Genomic DNA, 14257 nt, shown 5'->3' with positions numbered 1-14257 from the left:
GCCATGACGAATCTGCTTTCGAATCGTGACGCCCGCCGCGTGTTCCTTGCCAAGCAGGGGCTTGCCAATCCGCCGAACCGCGCCTTGACCAAGGCGGGGCTGTTGCAGCTCATCCATGACATCGGCTTCGTGCAGGTCGATAGCATAGGCACCGTCGAGCGTGCCCATCACCAGATCCTGTTTTCGCGCAACCAGACCTATCGGCGCGAGCACCTGACGGAACTTCTGGAAAAGGACGGCGCGCTCTTCGAGAACTGGACGCACGACGCCTCCATCCTGCCGAGCGCATTCTTCGTCTACTGGAAGCACCGTTTTCGCCGCGAGGAAGTGGCGATCATCGAACGCTGGCGAAAATGGCGCGGCGAGGGGTTCGAGGCGGCTTTCGAGGAAACCTACGAGCGCGTGCTGAAGAACGGCGCGATCACCGCCCGCGAGGTCAAGGCGGAGGATCATGTCTCAGGCGGCTGGTGGAACTGGCATCCCAACAAGACAGCGCTCGAATATTTCTGGCGCACCGGCAAGTTCGCGATCGCCGGCCGCACCAATTTCCAGAAGGTCTATGACCTCGTCGAACGTGTGCTGCCGGCCCATTTCCATGAGCCGGAAGTGGAGCATGACGAATTTGTCGACTGGGCCTGCCGCAGCGCGCTGCAGCGTCTCGGCTTTGCGACCTCAGGCGAAATCGCCGCCTTCTGGGATCTGGTGACGCCGCAGGAGGCCAAAAGCTGGGTCGAAACGCATCGCGACGAACTGACCGAAGTGCTGATCGAGCCTGCCGGTGGCGGCAAGCCTCGACCTTCGCTTGCTTTCCTCGACTTTCATGACACGCTCGATAGTCACGCCGAAGCGCCGGCGCGTATCCGTGTGCTTAGCCCCTTCGATCCCACGCTGCGCGATCGCAACCGCACCGAACGCCTGTTCGGTTTCTTCTACCGCATCGAGATCTTCGTGCCTGAACCGAAACGCGAATATGGCTATTACGTTTTTCCGCTCCTCGAAGGAGACCGTCTGATCGGACGGATCGATATGAAGGCTGATCGCAAGGCGGGAACGCTTGACGTCAAGCGCCTTTGGCTCGAACCGGGCGTCAAGGCATCGGCCGGCCGGCTGGAGAAGCTGGAAGCGGAGCTGGAGCGTATCGCCCGTTTCACCGGCGTCGAGAAGGTCGTGTTTCTCGAAGGCTGGCGGGGATGATCCTTGCTTTTCGAGAGATCAGTGATGAGCGGCATCCGGGGAACGGCCGCTGATTTTTGGGGACAGCGATCGCATGGATAATGTTCCGATCTTCGACGGGCACAATGATGCGGTCCAGTTCATGCTGGATTATAGATCCGACGGCCGTGATTTTCTGGCTCGGTCCGAGACAGGGCATCTCGATCTTCCGCGGGCGCTCGAAGGAGGCTTGGCTGGTGGGTTGTTTGCGATGTACGCCGCGCCGGACCAAGAGCCGGTGGATGATCTGACGATCACTCACAATGGCTACGAAGTTCACTATGCCGACGCGGTGCATCCGGACCATGCCCGCCGGCAAATCGACGGGCAGCTCTCGGCCATAAGGAAGCTGATCGGGCGCTCGGGCGATAAAATACGCCTTGCAACGAGCGTCGGCGAGATCGAGACGGCACGCTATGACGGCGCCTTTGCCATCGTGCTCCATATGGAGGGCGCCGACGCCATCGGCCCCGATCTCGGCTATCTGGATAGCCTGCACAATGCCGGCCTTCGATCCCTGGGCATCGTCTGGAGTCGCCCGAATATCTTTGGTTACGGCGTTCCGTTTGCCTATCCGAGATCGCCCGACACGGGACCCGGCCTCACGGATTTGGGAAAGAATCTGGTCAGAAGATGCAATGAATTGGGGATCATGATCGATGTTTCCCATCTGAACGAGCGCGGATTTTGGGACGTGGCCGCATTGAGTACCGCTCCGCTCGTCGCCACCCACGCCTGCGCCCATACTATATGTCCGTCGACGCGAAATCTCACCGATCGGCAATTGGACGCCATCCGCGATACAGGTGGCGTCATCGGGTTGAATCTTGCCGTCAACGATATCCGCGCGGATGCCAATCTTGACGAGGACACGCCGCTCGACGCCGTCATTCGTCAGATCGATTACCTCATCGCTCGCGTTGGGCCTGAGGGGGTCGCTCTGGGATCGGATTTCGATGGTGCCGTAATGCCTCGCGAGATCGGGGACGCAAGCGGCTTGCCGCGTCTCCTCGACGCCATGCGCGAAAGTGGTTTCGACGAGCTGACCTTGCGAAAATTCGCGTATGACAATTGGCTTCGCGTGTTCAGCCTCACATGGCCGGATCGATCATGAACTTTGTCACCTCCTCCTTGAGAGGACATAGCTAACTAAGTCCAATAGGCAGAAGGGCACCCGAGGAGGAGAGTTCGTTGTCGTCGCTGATTCTAAAAGGCCATAATGTCAGACTCCGCCCGCCATGTGCTGACGACGCCGATGAGCGCCTCCTCTTGGGCACCAATGCCGAGATCGCGGAGATGTATGGCGTCAACAAAGAGGACATCAAGCCCATCACTCGGGAGACTGCGGTCAGATGGGTTCAGGGTATTGCCGATCACCCTCACGCATGGGTCATCGAGATCAAGGGCGCCTTTGCCGGCGTGATCAGATTGGACAACGTCAATCTTCAGGACAAGCGCGCGACGATGGCGATCGGGATCTATAACCCGGCGTTACTCGGCAAAGGGTTTGGCACGGAAGCGATCACTCTCCTGTTACGCCATGCCTTCAGTGATATGGGGCTGCACCGCATCGGAATACGCGTGCTCGCCTACAACCAGCGTGCCATCCGCGCCTATGAGAAATGCGGCTTCGTTGTCGAGGGAAGGGAGCGGGAGACGGCCTATGTCAACGGCAGCTGGCACGATGACATCATGATGGGGCTGCTCGATCGCGAGTTTTCGGCACCTTCTCCGTGAAGGGAGGTGCCGCAAAGCGGCGGGTGGGATGACAATTGTTTCGCTACAGACATCGACGCGATCACCCCACCCCGGAGCGTTGCTCCGACCCTCCCCATCAAGGGGAGGGTGAAAGATCAGCAGATTTCCGTCTTGGCGATCTTGATCCCGAAACCTTCCAGGCCGACATAATGCCGCTCGCGGCTGGTGAGCAGCTTGATCGAGCTGACGCCGAGATCCTTCAGGATCTGCGCACCGAGGCCGATTTCCAGCCACTCGCTGTCGCGCGTCTGTGCTTCGGCATGGGCTTCGCGGCCCGCCTGGCGCGATTTGCGGCCGTTGTCGAAATGGCCGACGCCGACAGAGCCCTCTCGCAGATAGACGATGATGCCGCGGCCCTCTTCGGCGATCTTTTTCATGTAGAAATCGACCGGGCTGTTCTTGCCGAAAATATCCTCGGCAACGTTCTCCGGATGCAGGCGGACCGGAATGTCGATACCGTCGCGGATGTCGCCGAAGACAACGGCAAGGTGCTGCATTGGATCCCAGGGCAGCGAATAGGTATGGGCGCGCGCCTTGCCGAACGGAGTCTCGACGTCAAAGCTGGCGCCGAGTTCGATCAGCGTTTCCTTGCGCTGGCGATAGGCGATGAGGTCGGCGACCGAAACAAGCTTCAGCCCGTGCTGCTCGGCGAAGCTCACCACCTGCTGACCGCGGGTGACGGTGCCATCGTCATTGACGAGTTCGCAGATGACGCCGATCGGCGGCAGGCCGGCAAGCTTGCAGAGGTCGACCGCAGCTTCGGTATGGCCCGAACGCATCAGCACGCCGCCTTCGCGGGCAACGAGCGGGAAAATATGGCCGGGGCGGACGAAATCTGTGGGACCGACATTCGGGTTGGCGAGGTTGCGCACGGTTAGCGTACGGTCGTCGGCGGAAATACCGGTCGTGGTCCCATGCTTGAAGTCGACGGAAACGGTGAAGGCCGTCGTATGTGCTGAGTCGTTTTCTGCGACCATGGCATTGAGGTTGAGCCGCTTGGCTTCTTCGCGCGGCATCGGCGTGCAGACGATACCGGAGGTATGGCGAACGATGAAAGCCATCTTGTCGGGCGTGCAGTGTACGGCGGCGACGATCAGGTCGCCTTCGTTTTCGCGGTCGTTATCGTCCATGACGACGACGATCTCGCCGGCTTCAAAAGCCCGGATGGCATCGACAACGCGCTTCTGGTCATACGGCATCTCGAAATTCCTATCTCTGCTGGCCCGTCTGGCCGCGATCTCTCAGATAATGGTCGGCAACCGCGCAGGCAACCATGGCTTCGCCGATCGGCACCGCACGAATGCCGACGCATGGATCGTGGCGGCCCTTGGTGCGGACATCGACATTGTTGCCATCGGCATCGATCGATTGGCGTTCCGTCAGGATCGACGAAGTCGGCTTGATGGCAAAGCGCGCGACGATGGGCTCGCCTGTGGAAATGCCGCCCAGGATGCCGCCGGCATGATTGGACAGGAAGATGCGCTTGCCGTCATTGCCCATGCGCATCGCGTCGGCATTTTCCTCGCCTGTGAGTTCGGCGGAGGCGAAGCCTTCGCCGATTTCGACGCCCTTGACGGCGTTGATCGACATCAGCAGCGAGGCGATATCCTGATCGAGCTTGCCGTAGATCGGAGCGCCAAGCCCAGCCGGCACGCCTTCAGCCACGACTTCGACAACTGCGCCGATCGAGGAGCCAGCCTTGCGGATGCCGTCGAGATACTCTTCCCACACCGGCACGATGTCCGGATCAGGCGCAAAGAAAGGATTTTGGTCGACCTGAGCCCAGTCCCAATTGGCACGGTTGATCTTATGCTTGCCGATCTGCACCAGCGCGCCGCGGATGGTCACGCCGGGCACGACGAGACGGGCGATGCCGCCGGCGGCAACACGCGCTGCGGTCTCGCGGGCCGAGGAGCGCCCGCCGCCACGATAGTCGCGAATGCCGTATTTGACGTCATAGGTATAGTCGGCATGGCCGGGACGATAGCGTCGGGCGATTTCGCCATAATCCTTCGAGCGCTGGTCAGTATTCTCAATCAGCATCGAGATCGGCGTTCCGGTCGAGATCATCGTCTCGCCGTCCTCATCGAGCATGACGCCCGACAGAACCTTCACGAGATCGTCCTCGCGCCGCTGCGTCACAAAGCGCGATTGCCCCGGCTTGCGCTTGTCGAGCCAGATCTGAATGTCCTGCAGTTTGAAACGGAGGCCCGGAGGGCAGCCATCGACGACGCAGCCGAGCGCCGGGCCGTGGCTTTCGCCCCAGGTGGTGACGCGGAAGAGGTGACCGAATGTATTATGCGACATGTAAAACGACCGGATTAGCGCAGCCTGACGGCAGGCCGCGTCTTGTCACTTGCAATTGCGGCCCACTCATAGGCCAAAATGCCGACAAGACAAAATCTTTCTTTCAGTTGCCTCGGAAACGGCGCCCGGCCATTTTCTTCCTCAAGCATCGGCATGGTAAACAAAGATTAATCCGAATTGTGGATTGTGACGATGCATTCACCAATTGGGCGGGCGAAGACATTATTGGGGGCAACTTCCGCCATATTCGACGTGTTTTCTAGGCATCATAAGAAATCATAATCAATTTACCTGAAGGGTGACGACGATGCGCTTCTTTGTAGCGACGCTTTTGGCCACGGCAAGCCTGCTTGCTCCTGTCGCTGGTTTTGCTGAGAGCGCAGATGTCGAGGCCGTCATCAAGAAGGTCGATGCGAAGAACTTCAATATCACCCTGGATGATGGCAAGAGCTATCAGGTGCCGGAGGATTTCGATTTCAGCGGCCTGCAGGCCGGTGTGAAGGTCGTGGTCTTCTATACGGAAGTCGACGGCAAGCGCGTCGTCAATGATCTTGATATCGTCCAATAAATCCCAGCTTCGCCAGGCGCTCACCCGGCGCGGGTGAAATCCAGAGCTTTCGATTGATCGATTTTAAGCGTTCTCCGAAATAACGGTCCCCGGCCTAATCCCAAACCGCGTTACATCCAGCCGATAATCTTCATTTCCGGATCGACTTTCAGGATCTGGTCCTGATGGATGGGGATTTCGGCCGCCTCTTCCTTTTCGACATCTCCGATCAGGCGAAACAACGTGCGTATAACGCCGCCATGCGTAACGCAGACCGTCGGCCGGTCGATGGACGTCAGCCAGGAGCCAACGCGCCAGGAGAGGATTTCGTAGCTTTCGGCATCATCGCCGGGCGGGATGAAATCCCATTTGTTGGCCTTGCGCTCGGCAAGACGGTCGGGCTCGGTCGCCTTCAACTCCTTGAGAGTAAAGCCTTCCCAGGCCCCGAAGGACACTTCGACCAATCGGTCGTCGGTGCTGTAATCCTTGGGCGGCAGCCCCATGGCCTGCCGAACGATTTCCATGGTTTCGCGGGTACGCCGCAACGGGCTTGCGACGAAATCGAAGGGGATGTTTTCGAAGGCAAGGATTTCCGCAAGATCGACGCCGTTCTGCCGCGCCTGTTCGCGGCCGATGGCATTCAGATCGATATCCTTCTGCCCTTGCAGCCGGCGCTCGGCATTCCAGTCGGTCTGACCGTGGCGTATCACATAGAGGATGGGCGACACGGTCAGATTCCTGTTGGTCAGTCCTTCGCGACGGAAATGTCGGGCGCGTCCACGGCCTTCATGCCGACCGTGTGATAGCCGGAATCGACGTGGTGGATTTCGCCGGTCACGGCCGTCGACAGATCCGACAACAGGTAGAGGGCGGAATTGCCGACTTCGTCGATCGTGACGGTCCGCTTCAGCGGCGCGTTGTACTCGTTCCACTTCAGGATGTAGCGGAAGTCGCCGATGCCGGACGCTGCGAGCGTCTTGATCGGGCCTGCCGAGATCGCGTTGACGCGGATGCCGCGGCTGCCGAGATCGACTGCGAGGTAGCGCACGCTTGCTTCGAGAGCGGCCTTGGCGACGCCCATGACGTTGTAATGCGGCATGACCTTCTCCGCACCGTAATAGGTGAGGGTGATCATGGAGCCGCCGTCATTCATGATTCGCTCGGCGCGCTGTGCAACCGCGGTGAAGGAATAGACGGAGATGTCCATCGTCTTCGTGAAGTTGTCACGGCTGGTATCGAGATAACGGCCGGTCAGCTCGTCCTTGTCGGAAAACGCAATGGCGTGCACGACGAAATCGATCTTGCCCCATTTCGCCTCAAGCGTGTCCATGACGGCATCGATCGTTGCCGGCTCGGTCACGTCGCAATGGCCGGCCATGAAGGCGCCGAGTTCCTGAGCGAGCGGCTCGACGCGCTTCTTCAGGGCATCGCCCTGCCACGTCAATGCGATTTCGGCTCCGGCATCCGAACAGGCCTTGGCAATACCCCACGCTATCGAACGGTTGTTTGCTACGCCGAGGATGACGCCGCGTTTGCCTGCCATGAGGCCAGTGGCTTGAGCCATATTATGCTCCCTTGAACTTTAGATGAACCTGCCTATGGCATAGGCCGACCCCCGGTTCAAGCATCGTAAAGATCATCAACTGTTAGGGATCGTAACAAAGGGTGCTGTTGTCACCAAAATTTCACAGGAAAAGCCCTTCGCGCATACTACGCATGAGATCCGTGACCTTGTCGTCGGGTTTTTCCCAGAGCATCAGCCGCAATTCGACAATGAGATCGCCTTTTGCGCCATTGCCGTCGGGCAATCCCTCACCGGAAATGCGAATGATCTGATCCGAACCGGACCATGCCGGCACCGTGATCTGGACCGGCCCGTTCAATCCCTCGACGGTTGTCTCGCAGCCAAGGACCGCATTTTCGATGCTGACAGGCAATATGGTGCGCACATCGCTGCCTTCGAGCATGAAGCGCCCGTCGGTCGACAGATGCACAGTGACGGCGACATCGCCGCGCAGCATGCCCTGCAGTTTCAGCCCCTGGCCCTTGAGGTGCAGCACCTGACCGTTGGAGATATCCGTCGTTGCCTGAAAGCGCGCCTCGCGGCCATCCGGCAGCGGCACGGTGATCCAACGGCTCTTCAGCATGTCGTCGAGCGTCACCGTCGCTTCGGCAGCGACCTCCGGGGTTTTTTCCGGTGGCTTTTCGGGCACAGTGCCGCCCGTGATGCGCCGCACCAGAGAGCCGAGGATGCCGAAGGCCGAGCGTGAGCCGGCCGACGCGGAGACCGCTGCGAACTGTTCTTCTTCCATCTGCAGCTCTTCCGATGCTGCGGTAGTGGGCTGTTCCCGCGGCTTTTCCGCCTGCTGTGCGCCGACATCGGCCGTGGCTTGTGCCTGCTGCGCCTGGCCGGTCTTCACTCCGAAAATACGCTCGACCATATCTTCCGGCGATTCGGCGGCATTACTATGTTGGCCCGATGCCGCCGAGGCTGCTGCCTTGCGGGCATTGGCCCGGGCGAGCTCTTCCATGATCTTGTCGGCATTGGCACGCGCGGCCTTGGCTCGTTCGGCGGCCTCCCGTGCCGCCTGCCGCTGCTGTATGATCGTCTGTTCCTGGCTCTGGCCCTTCGCCTCGGCCATGCGCGCGATCTGATCGTAGCGGCTGCGCTTCTGGGGATCCTTCAACGTCTCGTAAGCACGGCCGATTTCGGCAAATCGCTCCGACGCCGTCGGATCGCCAGGATTGTGATCGGGATGAGCAGTCTTTGCCAGATTGCGCCAGGCGGATTTGATTTCGTCCGCCCCCGCATCCTTCCTAACGCCCAGCACCTTATACGGATCCCGCATCTTTCCCGCCATCATTCGTGGGTGTGCCCAGCCCCATCGCAGCACCCCAAGCAAAGAACCAATTGATAGCGCTTCGCCGTCCTGCTTCCTGTCATGGGAGGCAAGGGTGATGCGCCAATGAGCCGATCCTGCGGGAAGAGTTGCTAATCAGGCGTTACGGCGGAGAGGGGCAGCAGATCCCCATTTCGGGGCATGGTTAGCCAATCGCTAACAAGCGGTGCCAAAAATCGCAGTCGGACGGAGAGCGCGGATGTCAACATCACGCGTACGAAACCAAAGATGTTTTGGAGGCGACGGAAACAGGAGAAAGGCGATCAGCCCGCCTGCTGGAAGCTCAGCAACTGCCATTCGCCGAGGCCGACAAGGCACGTCCTGCCAGAGAAGTTGGCAACGCCCTGATAGGAGTGCCGGCTCGTGCGGAATTGGCGGCAGACCACGCCGGATGCATTGCTTTCGACAATCGTATCGATGACACCGGCGCTGCCGGTCGAGGTGTTTGCCCAGGGTATGGGCTGTCCGTTGAGCTTATTGAGATCCGCCGAGGTGACGGCATTGCGCACTGTGGTCTCGTCGGAGATGCTGTCCGCTGTCACCGGTGCCGTCGGCACGGTGCCCGTCGATACGCTGCGATCCACTTTGGCCGAGCTCAGGTAGTCCATGCCGCCGCCGACGCAGCCGCCAAGGGTGAAAAGGGAGATGAGGGCGACAGCCATCGTCACGCCTTTTGCAAGCTTGCGCTTTGTATGAACGATCGACTTTGCTATGACTTCCACCCGAACTTCTTGGCCAGCCAGAGAGGCCGGCGGTTATTAGGAATTGCGGAGCTTTTGAATTAATATGTCGGAAAACGAGTTAACAAGCGGTGACTTCACCGAGCAGAATGAACCTTTCAGTCTCTTTGCGTCCTGGTTGCGTGAGGCGGAGACCACCGAACCGAACGATCCGAATGCGGTAGCGCTGGCAACGGTGGATAAGGATGGTTTGCCAAATGTCCGCATGGTTCTTCTGAAAGGTTTCGATAGCGACGGATTCGTATTCTATACAAATTTCGAGAGCCAGAAAGGCCAAGAAATTCTTTCCCAGAAGAAAGCCGCCATGTGTTTCCACTGGAAGTCGCTGCGCCGCCAGGTGCGTTTGCGTGGCCTGGTTGAAGTGGTGAGCGATAAGGAAGCCGACGAATACTATAAGACAAGGCCTCGCGGCAGCCGTATCGGGGCATGGGCCTCAAAGCAGTCGCGACCGCTGGAGGGCCGCTTCGCGCTGGAAAAGGCCGTCGCCGAATATACCGCCCGTTACGCGATCGGCGATATTCCGCGCCCGCCTTACTGGTCCGGATTCCGCATCCGGCCGCTGTCGATCGAATTTTGGCACGACCGCCAGTTCCGCCTGCATGATCGTATCGAATTTCGTCGCGATATGCCTGAAGGCGCCTGGCAAAAGGTGCGGATGTATCCGTAAACCTTATGCAGGCTCCCGGCGCCCCATCAGCCGCATGGGGATGCCGGATGCAAGTGCCGACGCATAGCGGGGCTTCTGGTAATGGCCGTTCAGCGATAGCCGCGGCAGCAGCAGCGGTGCATTGCCGTTTGTCGTTGTGATCGTGCCGGGGCGCGTGGTGACGCCGACGGAAAAGCCGAGCTCTGCCGCAAGCCGACCTTCGCGCGGCGCGGCGGCTTCGTTCGTGCCATAGGGGTAGGCGATTGTGGTGGGCCGCTTTCCGGTGATGTCGGCGACATAATCGGCCGAGAGTGCTATTTCCGCGGCCGCCTCCGCCTCGGGGAGCCTTGCCAACGCCCGATGGCTCACCGTATGAGCGCCGAGCGAGGCAAGGGGATGGCGTGCGAGCTGCCGCAATTCGTTCCGATCCATGATCGATGCGCGGACGATGTCGAGTGGTTCCAGGCCATGACGCCGGGCAAGCTCATCGATCCGGCCGACGGCTTCGCTTTCTTCGTCGCTGTGGACGAAAGCGGCGAAGCGGGCGAATGCGGCATGCTTCTGGCTGTCTTTGCCGAGTGGCAGAAACTCGTCTCCTGATCCGAAATCGAATGTCACCCGATCCAGCCGGCCAAGCAGTTCAGCCAGCGTCTCCCACCATATGCTATGGGTCCGCTCCGAAAGCCCCTGGGCGACGAAGACGGTGAAAGGCACATTGTGGCGCGCAAAGATCGGCAGGGCATAATCGAGATTGTCCCGGTTGCCGTCGTCGAGCGTTAAGGCGACGAAGGGTAGTCTGCCGGCAGCCTCGTTTGCCCGTGACGGAAGAGCGTCGAGTGCAATGAACTCGTAACCGTCCTGTTTCAGCCGGACGATCGCCTGATCGAGAAAGTCGGGCGAGACCTCCAGATGCGCATTGGGCGCAAAACGGCGGGGGAGGGCAGGGCGGACGTGATGAAGGGTGAAGATAGTGCCGAGGCCGGCAACGTCGCGCATCAGCCCCGCACCCTTCAAGATTGCGGCGGCTTCCAGTCCGCTTGAGATCATCGTGCGCTTGAGGCGGACCTTGATGCCCTGTTCCATGCGGCTCGACCCGGTTGACCAATGTCAACGCTGTAGCGCATCCCCGTTAAACCTTACTGAATCTTTGTCATAATTTCCAATGCGTTAATGCTTATTTTACCAGGAAAGGCAAAATTGAAGAACTATCGAGGCTGTTGCCTCAATATCGCACCGGTATCAGGCTTTTTGTCGCAAAATCATACAGGGATTGATGCGGTGTGTTGGCATTCTTTCGGTTGGGGACAATTATGAAACGACTTCTGATGGCTTTGTCTGCGGCCGTCTTGCTGTTGAGCGCTCCCGTGGCGAGCTTCGCTGGCAGCGCCTATTTCATCATGGATGCAAAGACCGGCAACGTGCTGGCGTCCAGCAATGCGGATGACCTCAACCATCCGGCATCGCTGACCAAGATGATGACGCTGTACATGACCTTCGAGGCGATCCACCGCGGCAAGCTGAGCTGGAATACCCGGATCCCGGTTTCGCGCTTCGCCTCTGCCAAGCCGCCCACCAAGCTGGGCCTCAAGCCCGGCGGCACGGTGACCGTCCGTGAAGCCGTCGATGGCATGATCATCAAGTCCGCCAACGACGCCGCCACCGCCATGGCGGAAGCGCTTGGCGGCAGCGAAAGCGGCTTTGCACGGATGATGACGCAGAAGGCGCGCGAACTCGGCATGCGCCGCACCACCTTCCTGAATGCCTCGGGCCTTCCGAACATGCAGCAGTGGACGACGGCGCGAGATATGTCGACGCTCGCCGTCGCGCTCATCAACAACTATCCCCAGGAGTACCGGCTCTTCTCGCAGACGAGCTTCAACTACCGCGGCCATTACGTGCGCGGCCATAACAATCTGATGTATCGCTATGAAGGCATGGACGGTATTAAGACCGGCTATACCAATGCCTCCGGCTTCAACCTCGTCAGCGCCGTGCGCCAGGGCAATCGCCGCGTGATCGGCGTCGTCATGGGCGGCGCCACCGCGCGTGGCCGCGATGCGATGATGGCGTCGCTGCTGGACCGCTATGTGCCCAAGGCAGCCCCCGCCGCGACATCGCGCCTGATGGCGAGCGTCGGCGGCGGCAAGATGGCCAAGCAGGTCGAAGTGGCGTCTGCATCGGACGATGTTGCCGTGGATGTCGATACGCAGACCACCGCAGCCACCCCACGCAAACGCGCGGAGGTCGTTCCGATGGCATTCGCTGCCGCCTCGAACGTTACCGTGCCGATGGATCGCCCGGCTGCGATGGACGAGATCCTGGTCGACAACAAACAGACGGCAACCGCCAGCAAGCCGGTCGTATCCGGAAGCTGGCAGGTGCAGATCGCGGCGACGCCGACCGCCCAGGCTGCCAAGGATATTCTCTCGGAAGCGAAGTCCAAGGCCGGCAATGCGCTCGCTAATGCCTCGCCCTATACCGAGGCCGTCGGCAAGGGTGCCAGCACGGTCTATCGCGCCCGCTTCACCGGCTTTGCAAGCCGCGACGATGCGAATTCCGCCTGCTCTGCTTTGAAGCGTAAGGACTTCGATTGCATGCTGCTGCCAAGCAAGGGCTGAGCATAATCTTGAATTGGATAAACGCGAGCCGGCGGAGCGATCTCCGCCGGCTCGACTTTTTGGCGGGAATCGTTCATTGATGTCTAGAACATAAAGGGAACGATTTCGATGCTGAAAGATCTGATGGAGCAATTCGAAACGGCTTCGGCACGCTACGCCGCCGATAACGGCATGGAGCGTGACGACGATTGGTTCGTGCTGAAACTCCAGGAGGAGATGGGCGAGCTGATCCAGATCTGGAACAAGGTCACCGGCCGTGGACGGCGCAAGGGCATGAGCGATGCGGAACTGGCAACCGCACTTTCCGACGAAACGGCCGATGTGCTCGGCCACATTCTTTTATTCGCGCATCGCAACGGCCTGGATTTGACCGCTGCGGTGGAGCGCAAATGGCGTTTTCGTCCCGAAGCGTGATAAGCGCCTCAAGAACGATTAGGTCTTGGTGCCGCCCACCGTGATCTGGTCCATCCTGAGATGCGGCTGACCGACGCCGACAGGAACCCATTGCCCTGCCTTGCCGCAATTGCCGATGCCGGTATCGAGCTTCATGTCGTTGCCGATCATCGAGACGCGTTTCATCGCATCCGGGCCGTTACCGATCAGCATCGCGCCCTTGATCGGCGCGCCGACCTTGCCGTCCTCGATGAGATAGGCTTCGGTGCAGCCGAAGACGAACTTGCCTGAAGTAATATCCACCTGACCGCCGCCGAAGGAAACGGCATAGATGCCCTTCTTCACCGAGGCGATGATTTCTTCCGGCGTCTTGTCGCCCCCGAGCATATAGGTGTTGGTCATGCGCGGCATCGGGGTATGGGCATAGCCCTGGCGGCGGCCGTTGCCGGTCGCCTTCATACCCATCAGCCGGGCATTCTGCCGGTCCTGCATGTAGCCGACCAGTTTGCCGTTTTCGATCAGCACGTTATAGGCCGAGGGCGTGCCTTCGTCGTCGACCGTAATCGAGCCGCGGCGGTTCTCGATCGTGCCGTCATCGACGACCGTGACGCCGGGAGCGGCCACCATCTGGCCTAGCAGGCCGGCGAAGGCCGATGTCTTCTTGCGGTTGAAGTCGCCTTCGAGCCCATGCCCGACGGCTTCGTGCAGCATGACACCCGGCCAGCCGGAGCCGAGCACGACATCCATCGTACCGGCAGGCGCCTCGATCGCCTCCAGATTGACAAGCGCCTGACGCAGGGCCTCGTCGGCGCCGTGGTGCCAATTGTCTTCTGTGACGAAATCTCCGAAGCCGATCCGCCCGCCGGTGCCGAAGGAGCCGGATTCCTGCCGGTCGCCGTCACCCACGATCACGGAGATATTGACACGCGTCATCGGCCTCACATCGCGAACGCGATGACCGTCAGCGCGCAGAATGTCGACCACCTGCCAGCTGGCGGCGATGGATGCCGTCACCTGCCGGACCTTGTCGTCCTTGTCGCGCAGATAGCTGTCGATCCGCTGCAGGAGCTTTGCCTTCTCCTCGAAGCTCGGCGTACCGATCGGGTTCTCGTCGCCATAGAGCACCTTGTTGGTGC

Annotated in this window: 15 protein-coding genes; 7 read left to right on the top strand and 8 right to left on the bottom strand. The window is 60.0% G+C overall.

Features of this window, described 5'->3' with window-relative positions; genetic code table 11:
• The first annotated feature begins 3 nt into the window (after nucleotides 1-3).
• From AC13RE_RS27540 to AC13RE_RS27530, 3 genes are all read left to right on the top strand, one after another.
• Nucleotides 4-1194, top strand: coding sequence for a winged helix-turn-helix domain-containing protein (locus AC13RE_RS27540; protein WP_488565271.1), 1191 nt, complete (start codon nucleotides 4-6; stop codon nucleotides 1192-1194).
• 73 nt (nucleotides 1195-1267) lie between these two features.
• Nucleotides 1268-2326 (top strand): dipeptidase, encoded by a 1059-nt coding sequence (locus AC13RE_RS27535; RefSeq protein ID WP_132716000.1) that lies wholly within the window; start codon nucleotides 1268-1270, stop codon nucleotides 2324-2326.
• A gap of 77 nt (nucleotides 2327-2403) precedes the next feature.
• Nucleotides 2404-2949 carry a GNAT family N-acetyltransferase gene (locus AC13RE_RS27530; protein WP_488565270.1) on the top strand — a complete coding sequence of 182 codons (546 nt, stop codon included), beginning with the start codon at nucleotides 2404-2406 and terminating at the stop codon, nucleotides 2947-2949.
• Nucleotides 2950-3065: 116 nt separating this feature from the next.
• Here AC13RE_RS27530 and ribB read toward each other — a convergent pair whose 3' ends face one another.
• On the bottom strand, nucleotides 3066-4169 hold the full coding sequence (gene ribB, locus AC13RE_RS27525; RefSeq protein ID WP_112605961.1) for a 3,4-dihydroxy-2-butanone-4-phosphate synthase: 1104 nt from the start codon (nucleotides 4167-4169) through the stop codon (nucleotides 3066-3068).
• 10 nt (nucleotides 4170-4179) lie between these two features.
• Nucleotides 4180-5277: a chorismate synthase gene (gene aroC / locus AC13RE_RS27520; protein ID WP_488565269.1), complete on the bottom strand. Its 1098-nt coding sequence runs from the start codon at nucleotides 5275-5277 to the stop codon at nucleotides 4180-4182.
• Between the two features lie 307 nt (nucleotides 5278-5584).
• Between aroC and AC13RE_RS27515 the strand changes: the two genes are divergently transcribed.
• Nucleotides 5585-5845: a DUF1344 domain-containing protein gene (locus AC13RE_RS27515; protein WP_015339036.1), complete on the top strand. Its 261-nt coding sequence runs from the start codon at nucleotides 5585-5587 to the stop codon at nucleotides 5843-5845.
• Between the two features lie 110 nt (nucleotides 5846-5955).
• Here AC13RE_RS27515 and AC13RE_RS27510 read toward each other — a convergent pair whose 3' ends face one another.
• From AC13RE_RS27510 to AC13RE_RS27495, 4 genes are all read right to left on the bottom strand, one after another.
• Nucleotides 5956-6552: a histidine phosphatase family protein gene (locus tag AC13RE_RS27510; RefSeq protein ID WP_488565268.1), complete on the bottom strand. Its 597-nt coding sequence runs from the start codon at nucleotides 6550-6552 to the stop codon at nucleotides 5956-5958.
• Nucleotides 6553-6569: 17 nt separating this feature from the next.
• On the bottom strand, nucleotides 6570-7388 hold the full coding sequence (gene fabI, locus AC13RE_RS27505) for an enoyl-ACP reductase FabI (RefSeq protein ID WP_015339039.1): 819 nt from the start codon (nucleotides 7386-7388) through the stop codon (nucleotides 6570-6572).
• A gap of 121 nt (nucleotides 7389-7509) precedes the next feature.
• Nucleotides 7510-8673 (bottom strand): DnaJ domain-containing protein, encoded by a 1164-nt coding sequence (locus tag AC13RE_RS27500; protein WP_132716003.1) that lies wholly within the window; start codon nucleotides 8671-8673, stop codon nucleotides 7510-7512.
• 314 nt (nucleotides 8674-8987) lie between these two features.
• Nucleotides 8988-9446: an RT0821/Lpp0805 family surface protein gene (locus tag AC13RE_RS27495; RefSeq protein WP_015339041.1), complete on the bottom strand. Its 459-nt coding sequence runs from the start codon at nucleotides 9444-9446 to the stop codon at nucleotides 8988-8990.
• 64 nt (nucleotides 9447-9510) lie between these two features.
• On the opposite strand from AC13RE_RS27495, the gene pdxH reads away from it, so the two are divergent.
• Complete coding sequence (pdxH, locus tag AC13RE_RS27490; RefSeq protein ID WP_015339042.1) at nucleotides 9511-10131, top strand: pyridoxamine 5'-phosphate oxidase; 621 nt, start codon at nucleotides 9511-9513, stop codon at nucleotides 10129-10131.
• Between the two features lie 3 nt (nucleotides 10132-10134).
• Here pdxH and AC13RE_RS27485 read toward each other — a convergent pair whose 3' ends face one another.
• Nucleotides 10135-11193, bottom strand: coding sequence for a polysaccharide deacetylase family protein (locus tag AC13RE_RS27485; RefSeq protein ID WP_488565267.1), 1059 nt, complete (start codon nucleotides 11191-11193; stop codon nucleotides 10135-10137).
• 227 nt (nucleotides 11194-11420) lie between these two features.
• Here AC13RE_RS27485 and AC13RE_RS27480 point away from each other — a divergent pair, with 227 nt between their 5' ends.
• Nucleotides 11421-12728: a serine hydrolase gene (locus AC13RE_RS27480; RefSeq protein WP_488565266.1), complete on the top strand. Its 1308-nt coding sequence runs from the start codon at nucleotides 11421-11423 to the stop codon at nucleotides 12726-12728.
• Nucleotides 12729-12836: 108 nt separating this feature from the next.
• Nucleotides 12837-13142 (top strand): pyrophosphatase, encoded by a 306-nt coding sequence (locus tag AC13RE_RS27475; protein WP_488565265.1) that lies wholly within the window; start codon nucleotides 12837-12839, stop codon nucleotides 13140-13142.
• Between the two features lie 18 nt (nucleotides 13143-13160).
• Here AC13RE_RS27475 and AC13RE_RS27470 read toward each other — a convergent pair.
• The coding region (locus AC13RE_RS27470; RefSeq protein ID WP_488565264.1) for a metallopeptidase TldD-related protein at nucleotides 13161-14257 on the bottom strand (1097 nt) is incomplete at its 5' end.

The sequence above is a fragment of the Martinezella sp. CNPSo 3959 genome (genome assembly GCF_057784355.1).
The sequence above is the reverse complement of the archived record's forward strand: the minus strand, read 5'-3'. Positions and strand labels throughout refer to the sequence as shown.

What these genes read in the sequence shown, in the direction of transcription:
- AC13RE_RS27540 (WP_488565271.1), top strand. Translation starts at nt 4, where the DNA reads ATGACGAATCTGCTTTCGAATCGTGACGCCCGCCGCGTGTTCCTTGCC.
- AC13RE_RS27535 (WP_132716000.1), top strand. Translation starts at nt 1,268, where the DNA reads ATGGATAATGTTCCGATCTTCGACGGGCACAATGATGCGGTCCAGTTC.
- ribB (WP_112605961.1), bottom strand. Translation starts at nt 4,169, where the DNA reads ATGCCGTATGACCAGAAGCGCGTTGTCGATGCCATCCGGGCTTTTGAA.
- aroC (WP_488565269.1), bottom strand. Translation starts at nt 5,277, where the DNA reads ATGTCGCATAATACATTCGGTCACCTCTTCCGCGTCACCACCTGGGGC.
- AC13RE_RS27515 (WP_015339036.1), top strand. Translation starts at nt 5,585, where the DNA reads ATGCGCTTCTTTGTAGCGACGCTTTTGGCCACGGCAAGCCTGCTTGCT.
- fabI (WP_015339039.1), bottom strand. Translation starts at nt 7,388, where the DNA reads ATGGCTCAAGCCACTGGCCTCATGGCAGGCAAACGCGGCGTCATCCTC.
- AC13RE_RS27500 (WP_132716003.1), bottom strand. Translation starts at nt 8,673, where the DNA reads ATGCGGGATCCGTATAAGGTGCTGGGCGTTAGGAAGGATGCGGGGGCG.
- pdxH (WP_015339042.1), top strand. Translation starts at nt 9,511, where the DNA reads ATGTCGGAAAACGAGTTAACAAGCGGTGACTTCACCGAGCAGAATGAA.
- AC13RE_RS27485 (WP_488565267.1), bottom strand. Translation starts at nt 11,193, where the DNA reads ATGGAACAGGGCATCAAGGTCCGCCTCAAGCGCACGATGATCTCAAGC.
- AC13RE_RS27480 (WP_488565266.1), top strand. Translation starts at nt 11,421, where the DNA reads ATGAAACGACTTCTGATGGCTTTGTCTGCGGCCGTCTTGCTGTTGAGC.
- AC13RE_RS27475 (WP_488565265.1), top strand. Translation starts at nt 12,837, where the DNA reads ATGCTGAAAGATCTGATGGAGCAATTCGAAACGGCTTCGGCACGCTAC.